Source organism: Marinobacter nauticus, assembly GCF_003634635.1.
Lineage (GTDB): Bacteria > Pseudomonadota > Gammaproteobacteria > Pseudomonadales > Oleiphilaceae > Marinobacter > Marinobacter nauticus.
Window position 1 is genome coordinate 790,071 of the sequence record NZ_RBJB01000002.1, and the last position, 14,677, is coordinate 804,747.

At 56.7% G+C, this 14,677-nt stretch carries 12 protein-coding genes; 4 read left to right on the plus strand and 8 right to left on the minus strand.

All coding sequences use genetic code 11. From position 1 onward, the window contains the following. Positions 1-7: 7 nt before the first annotated feature. The 7 genes from C7436_RS03895 to C7436_RS03925 are packed head-to-tail and all read right to left on the minus strand — an operon-like array spanning position 8 to position 6,538. Entirely contained in the window at positions 8-559 is a 552-nt protein-coding gene (locus tag C7436_RS03895; protein ID WP_121206775.1) for an AraC family transcriptional regulator, read from the minus strand. Between the two features lie 19 nt (positions 560-578). After that, a complete protein-coding gene (locus C7436_RS03900) occupies positions 579-1,739 on the minus strand; it encodes a DUF3570 domain-containing protein (RefSeq protein ID WP_458367878.1) in 1,161 nt (386 codons plus the stop codon). Beyond that, complete coding sequence (locus C7436_RS03905) at positions 1,726-1,962, minus strand: DUF4266 domain-containing protein (RefSeq protein ID WP_014421175.1); 237 nt, start codon at positions 1,960-1,962, stop codon at positions 1,726-1,728. Before C7436_RS03905 ends, C7436_RS03900 begins: the two co-directional genes overlap by 14 nt. A 19-nt stretch (positions 1,963-1,981) precedes the next feature. Next, on the minus strand, positions 1,982-2,485 hold the full coding sequence (locus tag C7436_RS03910) for a TlpA family protein disulfide reductase (RefSeq protein ID WP_014421174.1): 504 nt from the start codon (positions 2,483-2,485) through the stop codon (positions 1,982-1,984). A gap of 12 nt (positions 2,486-2,497) precedes the next feature. Beyond that, the gene (locus tag C7436_RS03915; RefSeq protein WP_121206776.1) at positions 2,498-3,142 is read right to left on the minus strand and encodes an outer membrane beta-barrel domain-containing protein; all 645 of its coding nucleotides are present in this window, start codon (positions 3,140-3,142) and stop codon (positions 2,498-2,500) included. After that, positions 3,112-3,864: an SH3 domain-containing protein gene (locus C7436_RS03920; RefSeq protein WP_023009961.1), complete on the minus strand. Its 753-nt coding sequence runs from the start codon at positions 3,862-3,864 to the stop codon at positions 3,112-3,114. The genes C7436_RS03915 and C7436_RS03920 overlap by 31 nt, the downstream gene beginning before the upstream one ends. Positions 3,865-3,886: 22 nt before the next feature. Beyond that, positions 3,887-6,538 (minus strand): HzsA-related protein, encoded by a 2,652-nt coding sequence (locus C7436_RS03925; protein ID WP_458367879.1) that lies wholly within the window; start codon positions 6,536-6,538, stop codon positions 3,887-3,889. 198 nt (positions 6,539-6,736) lie between these two features. On the opposite strand from C7436_RS03925, the gene C7436_RS03930 reads away from it, so the two are divergent. The 3 genes from C7436_RS03930 to C7436_RS03940 all read left to right on the plus strand — a co-directional run bounded on the left by C7436_RS03930 (position 6,737) and on the right by C7436_RS03940 (position 12,031). Then, positions 6,737-7,960, plus strand: coding sequence for a hypothetical protein (locus C7436_RS03930; protein WP_121206778.1), 1,224 nt, complete (start codon positions 6,737-6,739; stop codon positions 7,958-7,960). Between the two features lie 3 nt (positions 7,961-7,963). Beyond that, the gene (locus C7436_RS03935; RefSeq protein WP_121206779.1) at positions 7,964-10,456 is read left to right on the plus strand and encodes a LamG domain-containing protein; all 2,493 of its coding nucleotides are present in this window, start codon (positions 7,964-7,966) and stop codon (positions 10,454-10,456) included. Positions 10,457-10,576: 120 nt separating this feature from the next. Continuing rightward, positions 10,577-12,031 carry a general secretion pathway protein GspF gene (locus C7436_RS03940; RefSeq protein ID WP_228198054.1) on the plus strand — a complete coding sequence of 485 codons (1,455 nt, stop codon included), beginning with the start codon at positions 10,577-10,579 and terminating at the stop codon, positions 12,029-12,031. Positions 12,032-12,051: 20 nt separating this feature from the next. On the opposite strand, the gene C7436_RS03945 is transcribed toward C7436_RS03940, so the two are convergent. Further along, entirely contained in the window at positions 12,052-13,053 is a 1,002-nt protein-coding gene (locus C7436_RS03945; RefSeq protein WP_121206780.1) for an FAD:protein FMN transferase, read from the minus strand. 200 nt (positions 13,054-13,253) lie between these two features. Here C7436_RS03945 and C7436_RS03950 point away from each other — a divergent pair, with 200 nt between their 5' ends. Further along, complete coding sequence (locus C7436_RS03950; protein WP_121206781.1) at positions 13,254-14,504, plus strand: ABC transporter substrate-binding protein; 1,251 nt, start codon at positions 13,254-13,256, stop codon at positions 14,502-14,504. Positions 14,505-14,677: the final 173 nt, after the last annotated feature.

A 14,677-nucleotide genomic window follows, 5' to 3' on the forward strand; every position in this document is an offset into this window, starting at 1 on the left:
GCGCGGCTTACTCCCACTCCACGATGGAAACTGAGGGCTGATAATCGGAAGAGCGATCCTCAACACGGATCTCCAGTGCAGCTGTGCCGGTGCCCTTCTCGAATTCCAGCGACGCTGCCTGTTTGTAAGGCCGCTGATCCGGCCCGATGCCCTCGACGAACGCCGTCACCTGATGGGCTCCGGTCTTCAGGTTGCCCACGTAAAGCCTCTGCATACCGCCGCGTTCAAGTGCTTTCGCCTGACGCTCGGTATAGAGGTGAGAGGCAACGATCTCGTCATCAACCTTCAGCTTGACCGCATCCAGCTTCAGAAACTTGCCCGCATCTACGCTGAGAAACACCGCAACCTGGGTGTTGGCCGGAAACAGCAGGTCCTCCTCAAGGATAAACAGATCCCGGTTAAGCCGGATAACCTTCTTCTTGAGAGCCTCAACCTGCTCGGCGACCGCGGTCTCGTCCTTCTCCTCCCCGGGATTGGACTGGGCGAAGGCAGGGGCTGTCAGGGCGAGGGTCAATGCCGCTAACAGCGCCGGAAATCGGGAGTTCAAGCAAGTGGCCATGGTCGTTCTTCCTGCATGCTCAGTATTCAAGAATCAATGACGCCCGGGTGACATAGGCATCGAAGGAATAAAGGGGTTCTTCGCCGGGGAGATAGTTTCCGGCCGCGGTGACATCCCGGAAGTTGTCATAATCAAAATTCAGCCAGTCCACCAACAGACTGAACTGCAGACGATCAATGCCCGGAAGCGACGTCTGTTTCCATTCGTACACCGCGCCGAATGCCAGGGTTGTTCCTGAAAGGGAGCTGAGCTCCTTGTCCCGGGCAAGATGGGTCTGGGAGTTCGCGAACGGGAACAGGTCGCTATAGAAGTCCGCCTCGCTCTGGGTGTAATAACGAACGGAACCCTCAAGGGTCCAGTGCTGGTTCAGCCCGTGAACGTATCCCAGCTCCATGGTATGGGCATTGATCCCCCAGGTATCTGAAAAATAGCGGTATTCACCGCGTATTGAGGCGCGGTACGGGAGATAGTAAAGCGCTCGCAAGGCCACCGAGGTGCTGGTTCGGGTTTCCGGATAACGCTCTGGTTGAGTCTCGAACAACGTTGAATCATTGGGATCAATGTAACGGTTCACTCGATACGGGTTTTGCAGATAACCCTCGTCCGTGACCACCTCAAGATCCAGGCCTACCAAGCTATTGCGGGTAACGACCTGACTCAGTCCGAGCTGGTAGTTCCGACGATCGGCTTCCTCGCTGAAGGTCTCGTTGCCAACCTTGCCCACTTCGTCCCAGCCACTGGCATAACCCATGGTGACCGTGGACATGCCTCCGAAGAATTCCTGGCTCACCGAAAAATAGAGGGTATTGGCTTCGTAATCATTTTCCGTACTGTTGGTATACCCCAGACTCAGAATGGCCTTGTCGTAAAGGTAATCCACACCCACAGTGTATTCTGTGCGCTCCTCCTCGTAGGCACTGGCTGTCGCCAATACATCCACCGAGGCAGCAGACACAGAATCCACGTAATACTGACCGGAAAATGAGACCTGGGGGCCAATGCCTTTGCGGACCAGCACCGACGGGCCATCAATCACCATGCCGCCACCATCGTAACGATGATAGAGCACGTCTACTTTGTCCACGGGTAAGGTCGCCGCTGTGGCGGACTGAACCGTGAGTAACGCCATCAGGGCCATCAGACTGAGTGCAGCAACCCGAAATCTGTCAGTTACAGCCACAGCCACCCCCTGAACCGCCTTCAGCGCCGCGAGCGGATTCTCTGGCCTGATAGACGTGATGCATGTAGGCGTCAGCCGTGCCATGCCTGCTCAGACTCATGACCGGATCCGCCAGATTGTCACGCTCGTAGGGTTTCACCCAGGGTTTTACCGAGCTGCAGCCGGTCGCCATCAGCAGCAGTGCAACAAGAGACAGGGACGACAGGATCGACAAAATTCGCATAGCGGGCACCGTCCAGAAGTTACTCGCGCACCAGTTCGCGAATCTGTTGCTCGTATTCATCCTCGTAACCTGGCTGGTAGCCGTAGTGCAGATATCGGGCATTGCCGTTCCGGTCAATCATCACCGTCGTTGGCATGGCCTGAACCTCATACAGCTCACTGACCGAGCTCTCCGGATCGTAAAGAATCGGATAGTTGACCGGCACCTTGTCGAGGAAACGGAGGGCTTCGTCCCGGTTCTCATCCACGTTCACTGCCAGAATGGTGAAACCGAGATCCTTGTACTGGCTGTAAAGCTCGTCCATCAGGGGCATCTCCTGACGGCAGGGCCCACACCAGGAAGCCCAGAAGTTAAGCATAACGACCTCGCCCCGATGATCCTCCAGCCGCAGGTTTTCCCCGGAGCGGCTTTCCAGGGTAAAGTCTGGCGCCGGTACGTTAATGGCCTCAGCCGCGGCCAAGGGGCTCGCGCAGGCCAGTACACCCGCCAATGCCAGTCTTGCTATGGATGCTCTCACAGCCATTCCTCCTTAATTTCAGAAAAACACAGACAACCCGGTACTGACCTCGGTATTGACGGAGGTCTTCTCTTCCCCAAGCACATCAATGTCGTAAAAGTGTTGCCGCACCCCAAAATGCACCGACACGCTGTCGGTCAATAGAACCTGATAGCCGGCACCCGCATTCAGGGTGAAACGGGTATCGCCGGCAAACTCCGTGGCCCCTGCCCCGGCAATCAGATAGAAATTGGTGTTGAAGGCGTAATTCTCTGTGAGGAACGCCTCACCCGGCAGCACGTTGTACCCCAGGTTGATGTTGTAGTAGCTATAGTCCCGTTCACTGTCGGTCAGCACCTCCACATCTCCGGCCAGCTTCTCGAAACTGGTCTCGCCGCCTTCCGCAAAGCCCACACCTGCTTCGAAGAAGAACGATTCGCTCAGGTGGTATGTCAGCTTGCCGCCGTACAACAGGGACGATTCAAAATCCTCAATGTTCAGCACACCCACAAATGCCCCGATCTCGAAGTTTTCGGTATCGATCAGGGCTTCGGTAACCGGCACCGGCGTCACATCGGGCTCGATCAGCGGGCGGTCTTTCTGCGCCTGTCCTGCCGCAGCGGTGCAAAGGCCTGCCGCAAGGCACAGCGGTTTCAGAAAAAGATGCTTAGTCCGATTTTCCATTCTGTCGCTTCTTCGTTGGTGGACCGGGTCGTGAAGACTTTGTAGTCCTTCACCTCGGCACGGATGAAATATCGATCGGTGATGTAGGCCCTGATTCCAAGGCCAGCATGGCCGATGCTGTTATCACGTTCCTCCGGCTGGGCGAGAGACGCTTTCGGCTCAACCCAGATGTGGCCAATCCCCAGGGTGAAAAAAGGCGATATCCGCCAGTCCGGAAATGGCTGATGCACCAGATTGCCATTAACCATCCGAATCTCGGAGGCACTGCCAAGAATCTGAGACCCCCACAGCTCTGCAGACAGATTCCGGGTCAGCCAAAGACCTCCATAGCCAGCCATCACGGCAGCACCGTCAAACTCGCCCATCATCAAACCGGCTTCTGCCCGTCGCTTCCCGAACGAATCCAGGTCAGGAACCTGGAGGCTCACGGTCTCTCCCGTGACATCCACGGTTTGAGCCAGGTCCGCCACCGACACCCAGCCCTCCCTGCCTCGGGAGTCCATCACCTTGATCCAGCTGGTCTTGCGCTGAAGGATGGTCAGCCACTCCCCTTTCTCACTTGTATGGAACACCGGGTATCCGGATGCCGGGCCCGTCCTCCAGGACAGATAGGCTTCGGTTACCTGCACCCGGGCCACATCCTGGCCCTCCGAGCCCCATAACCCACCGGCCCAACTCTGGGCAGGGAGCAAGAGTAAAATCATGAGAATGGCGATGGGCATGGCGCGAGCTTGAGTCCTTGGATCAGTCTTCCGGGGCATCGAAGGGGTTGTTGTAATACTGGCCACCAATATCCAGCCATTCTGAAATCAGCCTCAGTTCGGAAGGCTTCAGAAAACCTTCATGGCTGCCACCGGCTGCGAACACACCAAAGAATCGACTGAACCGAGCGCCATTGACAGACATGGATGGCCGAACCGGCACGGTGACCATGATCGGTTGCTCGTTCCCATCAGCATCAAGGATCGGATTGCCCTCTTCATCCCTTAGCACCTCCCCGGAATCCACCAGCACATCCACGAGGGCGCCGTTCATCAACTCCTGCTCGTTGTCCGGATAGAGGAGTTCGCGATAAGAATTGAAGTGCAGCGGCTCTGCAGGTGACGGGCCATCGCCCAGATCCAGCTGCCCGGCGGGCACCTGAGCAGCGCCTGCTGCATCGGCGGTAGTGTGGCAGCCGGTGCAGGTGGAATCAGAAATGACGTCCATGGTGACAGGGTCCACTTCCTGCCGGAGCTTACCCCAGAGTGGATGGATATGCTGTTCGTAGTTAATCACAATACGGCAGTTCGGCGACCACTCCCCAGCACAGACACCGGAAATGGGCGGAGCCGTGTCCAGGTCACCGTAAGCGTACGCGAAACTCGCGCCCAATGGCGCCACATTCGGGTCGGTCCATTCATCTTCGTACTCAAGATCCGGTGACGGTCGGCGAATGCCGTTGATGCGACCATAGACCTCGGCCATGGTTTCGCCCATGTCGGCAAACAGTGCAGGATTAGTGTTCAGAAAAGGCCGGCCAGTGGTTGGCGCCCCAGCCCAGGCGGGCGCGGGGCCGGCATCGGTGCGGCCATGAGGAACGGAGCTATCCGGATCATGGCAACCTGAACACTCCCGGGTCTCGCCAGGGCGCACGGACAGCCAGTTCTCATGCCTTGGCCCGAGTCTTCGCCCCTGCCCGTCCAGCACGCTGATCGCAAAGGAAACATTGGCAGGGACCGCCACTTTCACCGAGCCATCCGGCTCAACAGGCACATAACCGAGGATCTCACGCATTAGCTGGCCACGGCTTCGCCCATAAGCGCTGTTGTCAAAATCCCGTACGTCGTCATCGGGTATCGCCACGGGCTTCTCTAGCCGCAGGAATCTTGCTGGCCGCTGCTCCGGGGGCGTTTGCACCGGATTGGCCATGGCGGGGATGCCGGCTGGCGTGGTGTCCGTGCCGTCCAGATCGTAAACACTGCGAATGTGCAGAATTCCGTAGCCGTCATCCGCCAATGCGCCAGCATCGCCGGGGAACTGGGCCTCTGGAATAAAACGTTCCAGAGGGCGACTTCGCATCAGCAAGGCCTCGTCAAACTGGACGCCTTCTACCGCAGTCACAATCGGACGGCGGGTGCTTTCAGCCGCATCCAAAAGCCAGAGCCCATACACCGGGGGGGCCGGACGATATTGGTCAGAAGCCAGTCGGTCTTCCGTACAATTTACAATGCGATCGGTCGCAACTTCCCGCAATCGGCAAGGAGTCCAACTGACAAGGTAACGGCCGGTGCCATCCAGTAGCGGCGACGCAAACCCGTAGCGCCCGTCAAGAGACAACTCTCCATTCAGGCGAATGCCCGGAATCAATGAGCGTTGTCCCACAGCCTCAGTGCCATCGACGCGAAGATTGGCCTCAACAAAGCTTTCAACATCAATTTCTGCCAGCACCGACGCATAGTCGTCGCTTTCAAAGGGGCGCAACTGGACCAGCAGGTTGCCTGAATCCAGTGCCTGAGGCCGCAGGAACTGGATGTCGCCGGCTTCCGGAATGGACTCATGGGAATGCCGGCCGTAAAGGTAGCTCAACCCGGTACCGTCAGGATTGATGCGATAAAGGTTCACACCATTGTTTCGAGTCTGACCGGCATTATCCCAACGACTGAAAATGATGGTGCCATCGCCCATAACCACAGGGTCCAGGTCATGGCTCTGGTTAAAGGTGATCTGCTCGATATTGCGGCCATCGTCATCCATGACATGAAGCAGAAACGCCGGACTGTCCAGTTCCTCGTCCAGGCCGGAATACTGAGGCTTGCCCTCATCCAGCAGAATCGCCTTGGATACGCGCTGGCGTGTGGATGAGAAAACAATCCGGCCGTCAGGCAGATAAGCCGGCGCCACGTCCTGACCCGCGCGGGCGGTCACATCCGAATCAATAATACGGCGAAGCGATGCCGCGGTTCGATCGTATTCCCAGATATTCCAGGTGGGCTGTTCGTCATCGTCGGCACCCTCTATCTCTGGGGCACGCAGGGCAAACAGTAACCGGTTTCCATCCTGGGACACGTGAAGATCTTTGACATCGTAGCCCCCCTGTCCAGGGGTACCACCAGATAAGGCAGCAGAGGATATATCCTTTGCCGAAGATCGTGCTGCGGCGCTGGACTTCAGCAAAAGGCGGGCGCCTGGCCTGAATTCTGCGGGGTTCGCAAGGTCATCCTCAACCAGCGATCCGGTGTTTTCATTGAATACAAGTTGCCGTTCTATGTAGGCAACCGGCTCCTCGACCACAACCGGATCAGCCTTCTGGCTGTCACCGCCAGACAGGCATCCTGTCAGCGACAGCGCACCGATACAGGCCAGCAACCGACCACGGTGATAGCGAGCAGAGAGAACCGATGACGTGACTTCCAATGTAACAAACCCTGTGGTGGATGACATTCCATGACATAAATTAAGTCGGTTCGAACCTGTCACTCCAAAGCTTTTACGTAACGCAATGTAATAACGTGGCCTGGGACTCAATTTTTAAGATATAGCAAGTCGTAAACTTTTAACAATTGTCAAAAAGCATTAATGTGCGGACGCTAACCATCATTGAGGGATACGGACATGACCGCCCGGAACAGGATGACAAGCCTGATGACCATGGCTTGCAGTATCATCGTTCTTTCAGGAATGGTGTCCAGCCTGGCTGAGGCAGGCGCCAGGGAACAGGCCAAACAGATACACGACCGTATTGCGGGCGTTCCACCGTCCGAGAGCGTCCTCCAGTCGATGGCCGACCTGATACCTTCCAATCCCGAAGGCGCTGCGTTCATCGCCATGGAAGATCCCGCCTTTTACGATGTCACGCTCAAGAACTTTGCTGCGCCATGGACCAACGAGGCCATGTCCAAGTTCGTGCCTCTCAACGATTACATTGCCACCGTTGTCGGCATGGTTCGTGACGACCAAGATTTTCGGAAGATCCTTTTTGAAGACGTGCTCTACATTGGCGATCCGTCTCTCGGTTTACCGCCCTACTCTGTGAGCAACAACAACCATTACTCAGAACTGGAATCCCGGGGCATCAGCCTGCGCGATAACCTGATTCGGGTCAGCCAGTCCAGCTACAACGGACTGCCATCTTCGGCCACGGCCGGCGTGATCACCTCCCGTGCCTCTGCCCGAGCATTCTTCAGCGCGGGCACCAACCGCGCCATGTTCCGGTTTACCCTGATCAACCACATGTGCAACGACCTGGAGCAGGTCGCTGACGTTACCCTGCCCACCGACCGTATTCGGCAGGATGTCTCTCGCAGCCCCGGCGGAGACAGCCGGGTTTTTCTCAATAACTGCGTAGGCTGCCACACCGGCATGGATCCGATGACACAGGCCTTTGCCTATTACGACTACCGGTATGACCAGAACAACGACCCCGACGGTGAATTGGGGCGGTTGGTCTACAACGCCGTCGGCACGACAGATCCGGTAACCGGAACCCGGGTTCAGAGCAAATATCACATCAATTCGGCGACGTTTGAGCAGGGTTATGTCACACCTGACGACCGCTGGGACAATTACTGGCGCCAGGGTGCCAATCGACGCCTTGGTTGGGATCCGACCTTGCCCGGCTCCGGCAACGGCGCCAAAAGCCTGGGTCGGGAATTCGCCCACTCCCAGGCCTTCGCCCAGTGTCAGGTGAAGAAAGTCTTCGAGAACGTTTGCCTGCGCCCACCCTCGGACAGTGACGACCGGGCCAAGGTCAACAGTATGGTTGTCAGCTTCGCGAACCAGGGCTACAACCTGAAGCAGGTGTTCGCTGAATCCGCTGTTTACTGCATGGGGGAGTAACAGATGATGACACTGCGAGCACACACACCGGCGCAAGCCCTGAAATCGGTACTCGTTGTTGTGGGAGCCACCCTGCTGCTGGCGGCCTGTGGCGGAGAGTCTACAGAATCTCTTCCCAACACCTCCGGCAACTCAGGCGGCATTGTCTACAGTGGTCCGGCCCCGGCAACCGAGGATGTGTCCAATTTCAAACGCAGCGTTTGGGACAATCTGGTTACCCAGGATAAATGCGGGTCCTGCCACGGAGCCGATGGTCAGTCGCCCACCTTTGTTAATGAGCAGGACGTCAACAGCGCCTATTCCCAGGCAAAGAAGATTGTAAATCTCTCGGATCCGTCTGACTCCCTGATGGTAACCAAAGTGGCAGGTGGCCATAACTGCTGGTTATCCAGCAACTCTGCCTGCGCCGACATCCTGACAACCTACATCACAAACTGGGCAGGCGGTGGAGGTTCGGCCAAAACCGTCGAGTTACGTGCACCGGCCCTGAAAGATCCGGGGGCCACCATTTCTCTGCCGGCCGAGCCCGGCCTGTTCGCCACCACAGTGTATCCGGTGCTCGAACAGTACTGCAGCGAGTGCCATAGCGATGGTGGTCAGACACCCTATATTGCCAGTGCCGATGTAAACACCGCCTACGACCAGGCCCGAAGCCGCATTGATGCCACGGTGCCCGCCGACTCTCGCCTGGTACAGCGGCTGCGCTTTGACTTCCATAATTGCTGGGATAACGACTGCGTAGCCTCGGCCAACCTGATGGAAATAAAGATTCTGGAAATGGTCAAGGATCTGAGCGCAACGCCTGTCGACCCTGCTCTGGTGGTCAGCAAGGCGGTTGAGCTCAGTGCCGACGGCCTGCTGGCCAACTCCGGCGGTCGCTATGAAGACAATGTCATTGCCCTGTACGAATTCAAAGCGGGTGAAGGGCAAACTGCATTTGACACCAGCGGTATTGAGCCACCGCTCAATCTCACGCTCAGCGGCAACGTTGACTGGGTTGGCGGCTGGGGCATCGACCTTGGCCCCGCAGGAGAAAACAGCGAAGGATTTATGGTGCCTGCCGGCAAGGCCCAGGGCAGCACCTCGGCAAGCCGAAAACTCCATACCCAACTGACCACCTCCGGTGAATACAGCATCGAAGCCTGGGTAGCTCCCGGGAATATCACCCAGGAAGACGCCCGCATCGTCACCTATTCCGGCTCCGCGACCACACGCAATGTAACCCTGAGCCAGTCGCTCCAGCGTTACGAAGTACTGCATCGCTCCACCACCAGCGACGAGAACAGCGCCTTTGCGACTCAGGATGCCGATATGCTGTTGCAAGCAACCTTGCAGCATGTGGTGGTTAATTACAGCCCGACGACCGGTCGACAGATCTTTGTCAATGGCGAGTTTTCGGGCGACCTTGATCCCGACGAGGGCGGACTGCTAACCGAGTGGGACGACAGCTTTGCCCTGGTGCTGGGTAATGAAACCGACGGTAATTCCCCGTGGCAGGGGGCCATCCGTATGGTGGCCATTCACAACCGTGCATTGACACCCCAGCAGATTCAGGCCAACTTTGAAGTGGGTGTGGGCCAGAAGTTCTATCTGCTGTTCGGGGTCTCCCACCTGATTGACCTGCCACAGAGCTTTATCGTCTTTGAAGTCAGCCAGTTCGACAGCTACGCCTACCGATTCACCAGTCCGTTTTTCATCAGCCTGGATGACAGCGTCGAGCCCTCGAATATCCCGCTCAGGGGAATGCGTTTGGGCATCAACGGTAAAGAAGCCACTGTCGGGCGAGCCTGGGCCAACCTCGATGTCCTGCTCGATGCAGACCTCTACCAGCCAGGCATCGGCCAGCCACTGTCCCCTATGGGCACCATTATTGCGCTTGAAGGCGGCCCCGGAATTGACGAGTTCTTCCTGACCTTTGATCAGATTGGCAGCAACCAGTTTGCCCGGACCGAGCCCGCGCCCCTGCCGCAGCCCGAGCCGGCAGACCTTCCGGCGTCACCGGAAATCGGTCTGAAAACCTTTGATGAAATCAATGCCTCCATGGCCCGAATGACCGGCGTTGCCACCACGCATCCGGATGTAAGTGCCACCTACAATACCGTGAAGCAACAACTGCCCACGGTGGAGAATATTCAGGGTTTCCTGTCGTCGCACCAGATGGCTGTTACGCAATTGGCTATCCAGTATTGCGATGCGTTGATAGAGAACAACGAGCTCCGATCAACTATGTTCCCTGGCTTTAACTTTTCTGCTCCGGCCGAAAGCGCTTTTGATCATGGCGGCAACAGTTTGATTACGAGCTCCCTGATGACCCATTTCGTGGGAGATAATCTGGCTTCCCAACCGACCGACAATGAGATCCAGACAGAGCTGTATGCACTCATCAATAAGTTGAAAGCCTGTGGTGGTAATGCTTGTGAAGATGACCGCACCAAGACGATTGTCAAGGCAAGTTGTGCCGCTGTTCTTGGCAGCGCCACCACATTGGTTCAGTAAAGGAAGCCGATCATGTTTATACGCAAATCCCGGAAAAAACCTTTGGCAAACGGCAGCCCCCTCCTCCACCAGGATCATGGCAAGCCGCGGACCAGACGCGAGTTTATTTCCCAAGGACTGATGGCAGGTTCGGCCACCCTGTTTGGCGCCTCGGTCTTCAGCCTGTTCGCCAATCCACGTCAGGCAGCCGCAGCGCTGTCATCCGATCTCGAGAATCTGAAAGAAAGCTGCGGTATCGCCGTGTCCGGTGCCGGAAAGATACCCTTCATCTGCTTTGATCTGGCCGGCGGCGCCAACATCGCGGGCTCCAACGTACTCATGGGCAAAGCGGGTGGTCAGATGGACTTTCTAACCACTGCGGGATACAACAAACTCGGGCTTCCGGGTGACATGCTGCCTTCTGACCCAGCCTTCGTAAACGAGGAGCTTGGCCTGGCGTTTCATTCCGATAGTGGTTTTCTGAGAGGTATTATGCAAAGCACCAGTGCCAGCACACGCGCAGGCGTGGATGGCGCTATCATCGCCGCTCGCTCAGAAAACGATACTGGCAACAATCCACACAACCCGATGTATGGAATCTACAAAGCCGGCGCCAACGGAGAGTTACTTACGTTAATAGGCTCCCAGAGCTCGGAATCCGGGGGCAACTCCATGGCGCCGATGAACCTGATAGACCCCGAAGTGAGGCCCACCAAGGTAGACCGCCCATCTGATGCCTCGGGCCTGGTAGACGTAGGCGATTTGATCGGAATTCTTGATCCCTCCGATGCTGTGGCCGTCATGGAGTCTATCTACCAGATCAGCGACGCCAAAATGAAAAAAGTGAACGCTGGGATCACCACAGATGAGGTGGTCAAAAAGCTGGTGAAGTGCGGGTATCTCAAGAGTGCAGACCTCGCAGACCGTTATGGCAAAGAGGCAAACCCTCTTGATCCAATGGCCGATCCCGACATCGTTGGCCCGGCCGGTATTTTCTCAAGCTCGGAATTCAACGGGAATCGGGAATTCCAGAAAACAGCCTCTGTGATGAAACTGGTGCTTAACGGCTACGCTGGTGCAGGTACTATCACCATGGGTGGATACGACTACCACACTGGTGAGCGAGGCACGGGAGAGCGGCGGGACGAACAGGCAGGCCGCTGCATGGGGGCATGTCTCGAATACGCTGCACGAATTGGAACGCCGCTGATGCTGTATGTATTCAGCGACGGCTCGGTTTCCAGCAATGGTCGAATTGATGACTCCCTGGAAGGCAGAGGCAAAGGTGAATGGACTGGTGACAACCAACAAACGGCTGCCTCGTTCTTCCTCATCTACGATCCAAAGGGCCGCCCTACCCCGATTAGAAGGCAAATCGGCTCCATGCGTCCAGATGCATCCGTTGACACAGGTTCCAGCCCGGCCGCCAACAACGTCAACCAGTTGGTTCAAACGGTGCTTTTGAACTACATGGCACTGCATGGCGAACAGGGTGATTTTGGCGCTCGCTTTACCGGCCACGGCCTGGGCAACAGCACCATGCAGGACAGCCTGATTGCGTTCTCCAATGTGGTCAACGGCACCATCAACGGCTGACAGCAGGGACGTTGCCTCTACTAAGGCTCTGGGGGAACCAGCCCTTCTGACACATGCATCATGCGTTTGTCGTCGATCACAACCACATCGATCGCCGGCAAGCGCTCCACCATCTTGAGGCCTTTCTCAGGGCCCAGAACAAAAACCGCGGTGGACAAGCCATCGGTGGTCAATGCATCGTCACCAATAATCGTAACGCTCTGTACTCCCTTCACCGAACGGCCAGTGCTCGGTGACAGTATGTGGTGTACGCGCTCACCGGCGTCATCAACAAAAAAGCGCTCGTAGTCGCCGGATGTGGATACCGCTACATCCGCCAACGGCAACACCACCGCGTTGTCATTGCCAGACCGGGGATCCCGGATACCCACATACCACGGGCGCCCCCGCTTGTCCCCCAGCAGACGCATATCACCGCCAGCACTCAACCGGGCGTGGCGTATGCCGTGAGCTTCCAGCACTTCAATACCCAGATCAACAGCGTAACCTTTAGCAATGCCCCCCAGGTCCACCAGCATTCCCGGCTGGCGAAACGCCACCGTTTGCCCGGATACATCCAGTACGACATCGCGGAAGTTTACCCGCGTGAGCCCGGTCGCTACCTGTTCATCCGTTGGCTGCTTGCCGGCCCGAAAGTCATAGAGGTAACCCACCGAGCCAAAGGTGACATCGAATGCCCCCTCACTCAGCTCGGACACCTCACGGGCTTTCTGAAGCACCTTAAACAGACCATCACTGACGTTAACCGGGCCTTTTCCAGCCTCCTGGTTCAGCGCTGATAATTCAGAATCTGCCCGGTACCGGCTCATTTGGGTATCGACATGGTGAAATACATCGAATACCTCACGGGCCACCACATCGGCGGTCACGCTTTCATCAGCCCAGAACTCAAGCTCAACGGGCGTTGTCATTGCCGTGTCGGAGTATCGGTGCCACTCGGCACTGGCCGGAAGCGCCACCAGCAAAGCGAGCAATGCCATGAGCACCGCCGACAGGCATTCAGGCGAGCGTGAATAGATCATTCTTCTCAATGTTTCCCTGCCTTATAGCAACGGTTGTGTGATCGAACGCTCGTCCTACAAATTGTTACCGGAACTTCAACTTTAGTCCCATTGTTGGCCGGACAGTATCGGCTGACACTTGAGTTGCCCAATAAACAATCAAAATAACTGTTTGCAACGCAGCCATACCCGCTGTGCTGCCGTTACGGAGGCCAACGTAAATGAGACCAAGGAACGCGCTGATCTTTGCGACTGTCCTGCTATTATCCAGCACGCCCGTCCTCGCCGATACCCTCAAGATAGGTTTGAATTACCCCCAGACCGGAAGATACAAGGACCAGGGCCTTCAACAACGGCTTGGCGCCTATCTGGCGGTAGATGAAATCAACCAGGCTGGTGGTGTTATGGGCCAGCCCCTCGAACTGGTGATTCGCAATACCCGTGGAGAACCAGACCAGGGCGCCAGGAATACCGCCGAACTGATTGATCGCGAGGACGCGCAGATGGTTTTCGGTGGCGTCTCCAGTGCCGTCGCTATTGCTTCCGGCAAAGCCGCCAGGGATCGTAACCGAATCTATTTCGGCACCCTGACCTACTCCAATGCCACCACCGGCGCCGAGGGGCATCGTTATATGTTCCGGGAACCCTACAACGCCTGGATGACGGCCAAGGCACTGAGCCAGTATCTCAATCGTAACCACGCCGACCAGAAGTTTTTCTACATCACCTCAGACTACACCTGGGGATGGTCCGTGGAAGAATCGGTACGAAAGTTTTCCAATACCGAAAACACCGACGTGCACCAGGGTGTAAAAACCCCCTTCCCCCGGGCGCTGATCAATGATTTCCGCGCAGCGCTGGAACAGGCCCAGGAGAGCGATGCCAAGGTATTGATGATGGTATTGTTCGGCGATGACATGGTCCGGGCTCTGAACCTAGCCTATGAAATGGGTTTGACGGAAAAAATGCAAATCGTTGTGCCCAACCTGACACTGGGGATGGTCAGACAGGTTGGCCCGACCATCATGGAAGGTGTTGTTGGTGCCGCCCCCTGGGTCTGGAACCTGCCCTACGAGAACAACTACCAGCGCGGTAAAGACTTTGTTGAGGCCTTCTCAGACCGCTATGAAATGCGCCCTTCATCATCCGCGGCCTCGGCCTACAGCATCGTTTACCAGTATAAGGATGCTGTCGAACGGGCCGGCAGCACCAACACAGACGCCGTTATCCGGGCCCTTGAGGGGCATCGCTACAGCTTCCTGAAAGATGAACAGTACTGGCGCGAGTTCGATCACCAGAATGTCCAGACCGTCTACGTGGTTCGGATCAAACCTCGTGAAACCGTGGTGGCAGACCAGTTCAGCTCTGATTACTTCGAGATCATCGACTTCCTGCCCGGTGATGAGGCCGCACAAACCCGCGAAGAGTGGGAGCAACGGCGCAAAGAGGCAGGTAAGCCCACCCGCCTGTGACAGGGTCGCTTTACCGGACCAGGCAGTTTCCTGATAATCGTTCCATGACAGGCGTTATGTGCGATTATCAGGAGCACTCAGGCAGTGGCAAATAACAAAGGACTGGTTTCAGGCAACTCTCACACTCCCCCCACGCAATGCGATGTTCTGGTGGTCGGGGGCGGCGTAAACGG

Excerpts from the sequence above, each read along its gene's own strand:
- C7436_RS03895 (WP_121206775.1), bottom strand. The coding sequence starts at position 559 with ATGGCCACTTGCTTGAACTCCCGATTTCCGGCGCTGTTAGCGGCATTG.
- C7436_RS03905 (WP_014421175.1), bottom strand. The coding sequence starts at position 1,962 with ATGCGAATTTTGTCGATCCTGTCGTCCCTGTCTCTTGTTGCACTGCTG.
- C7436_RS03910 (WP_014421174.1), bottom strand. The coding sequence starts at position 2,485 with ATGGCTGTGAGAGCATCCATAGCAAGACTGGCATTGGCGGGTGTACTG.
- C7436_RS03915 (WP_121206776.1), bottom strand. The coding sequence starts at position 3,142 with ATGGAAAATCGGACTAAGCATCTTTTTCTGAAACCGCTGTGCCTTGCG.
- C7436_RS03920 (WP_023009961.1), bottom strand. The coding sequence starts at position 3,864 with ATGCCCATCGCCATTCTCATGATTTTACTCTTGCTCCCTGCCCAGAGT.
- C7436_RS03930 (WP_121206778.1), top strand. The coding sequence starts at position 6,737 with ATGACCGCCCGGAACAGGATGACAAGCCTGATGACCATGGCTTGCAGT.
- C7436_RS03935 (WP_121206779.1), top strand. The coding sequence starts at position 7,964 with ATGATGACACTGCGAGCACACACACCGGCGCAAGCCCTGAAATCGGTA.
- C7436_RS03940 (WP_228198054.1), top strand. The coding sequence starts at position 10,577 with ATGGCAGGTTCGGCCACCCTGTTTGGCGCCTCGGTCTTCAGCCTGTTC.
- C7436_RS03945 (WP_121206780.1), bottom strand. The coding sequence starts at position 13,053 with ATGATCTATTCACGCTCGCCTGAATGCCTGTCGGCGGTGCTCATGGCA.
- C7436_RS03950 (WP_121206781.1), top strand. The coding sequence starts at position 13,254 with ATGAGACCAAGGAACGCGCTGATCTTTGCGACTGTCCTGCTATTATCC.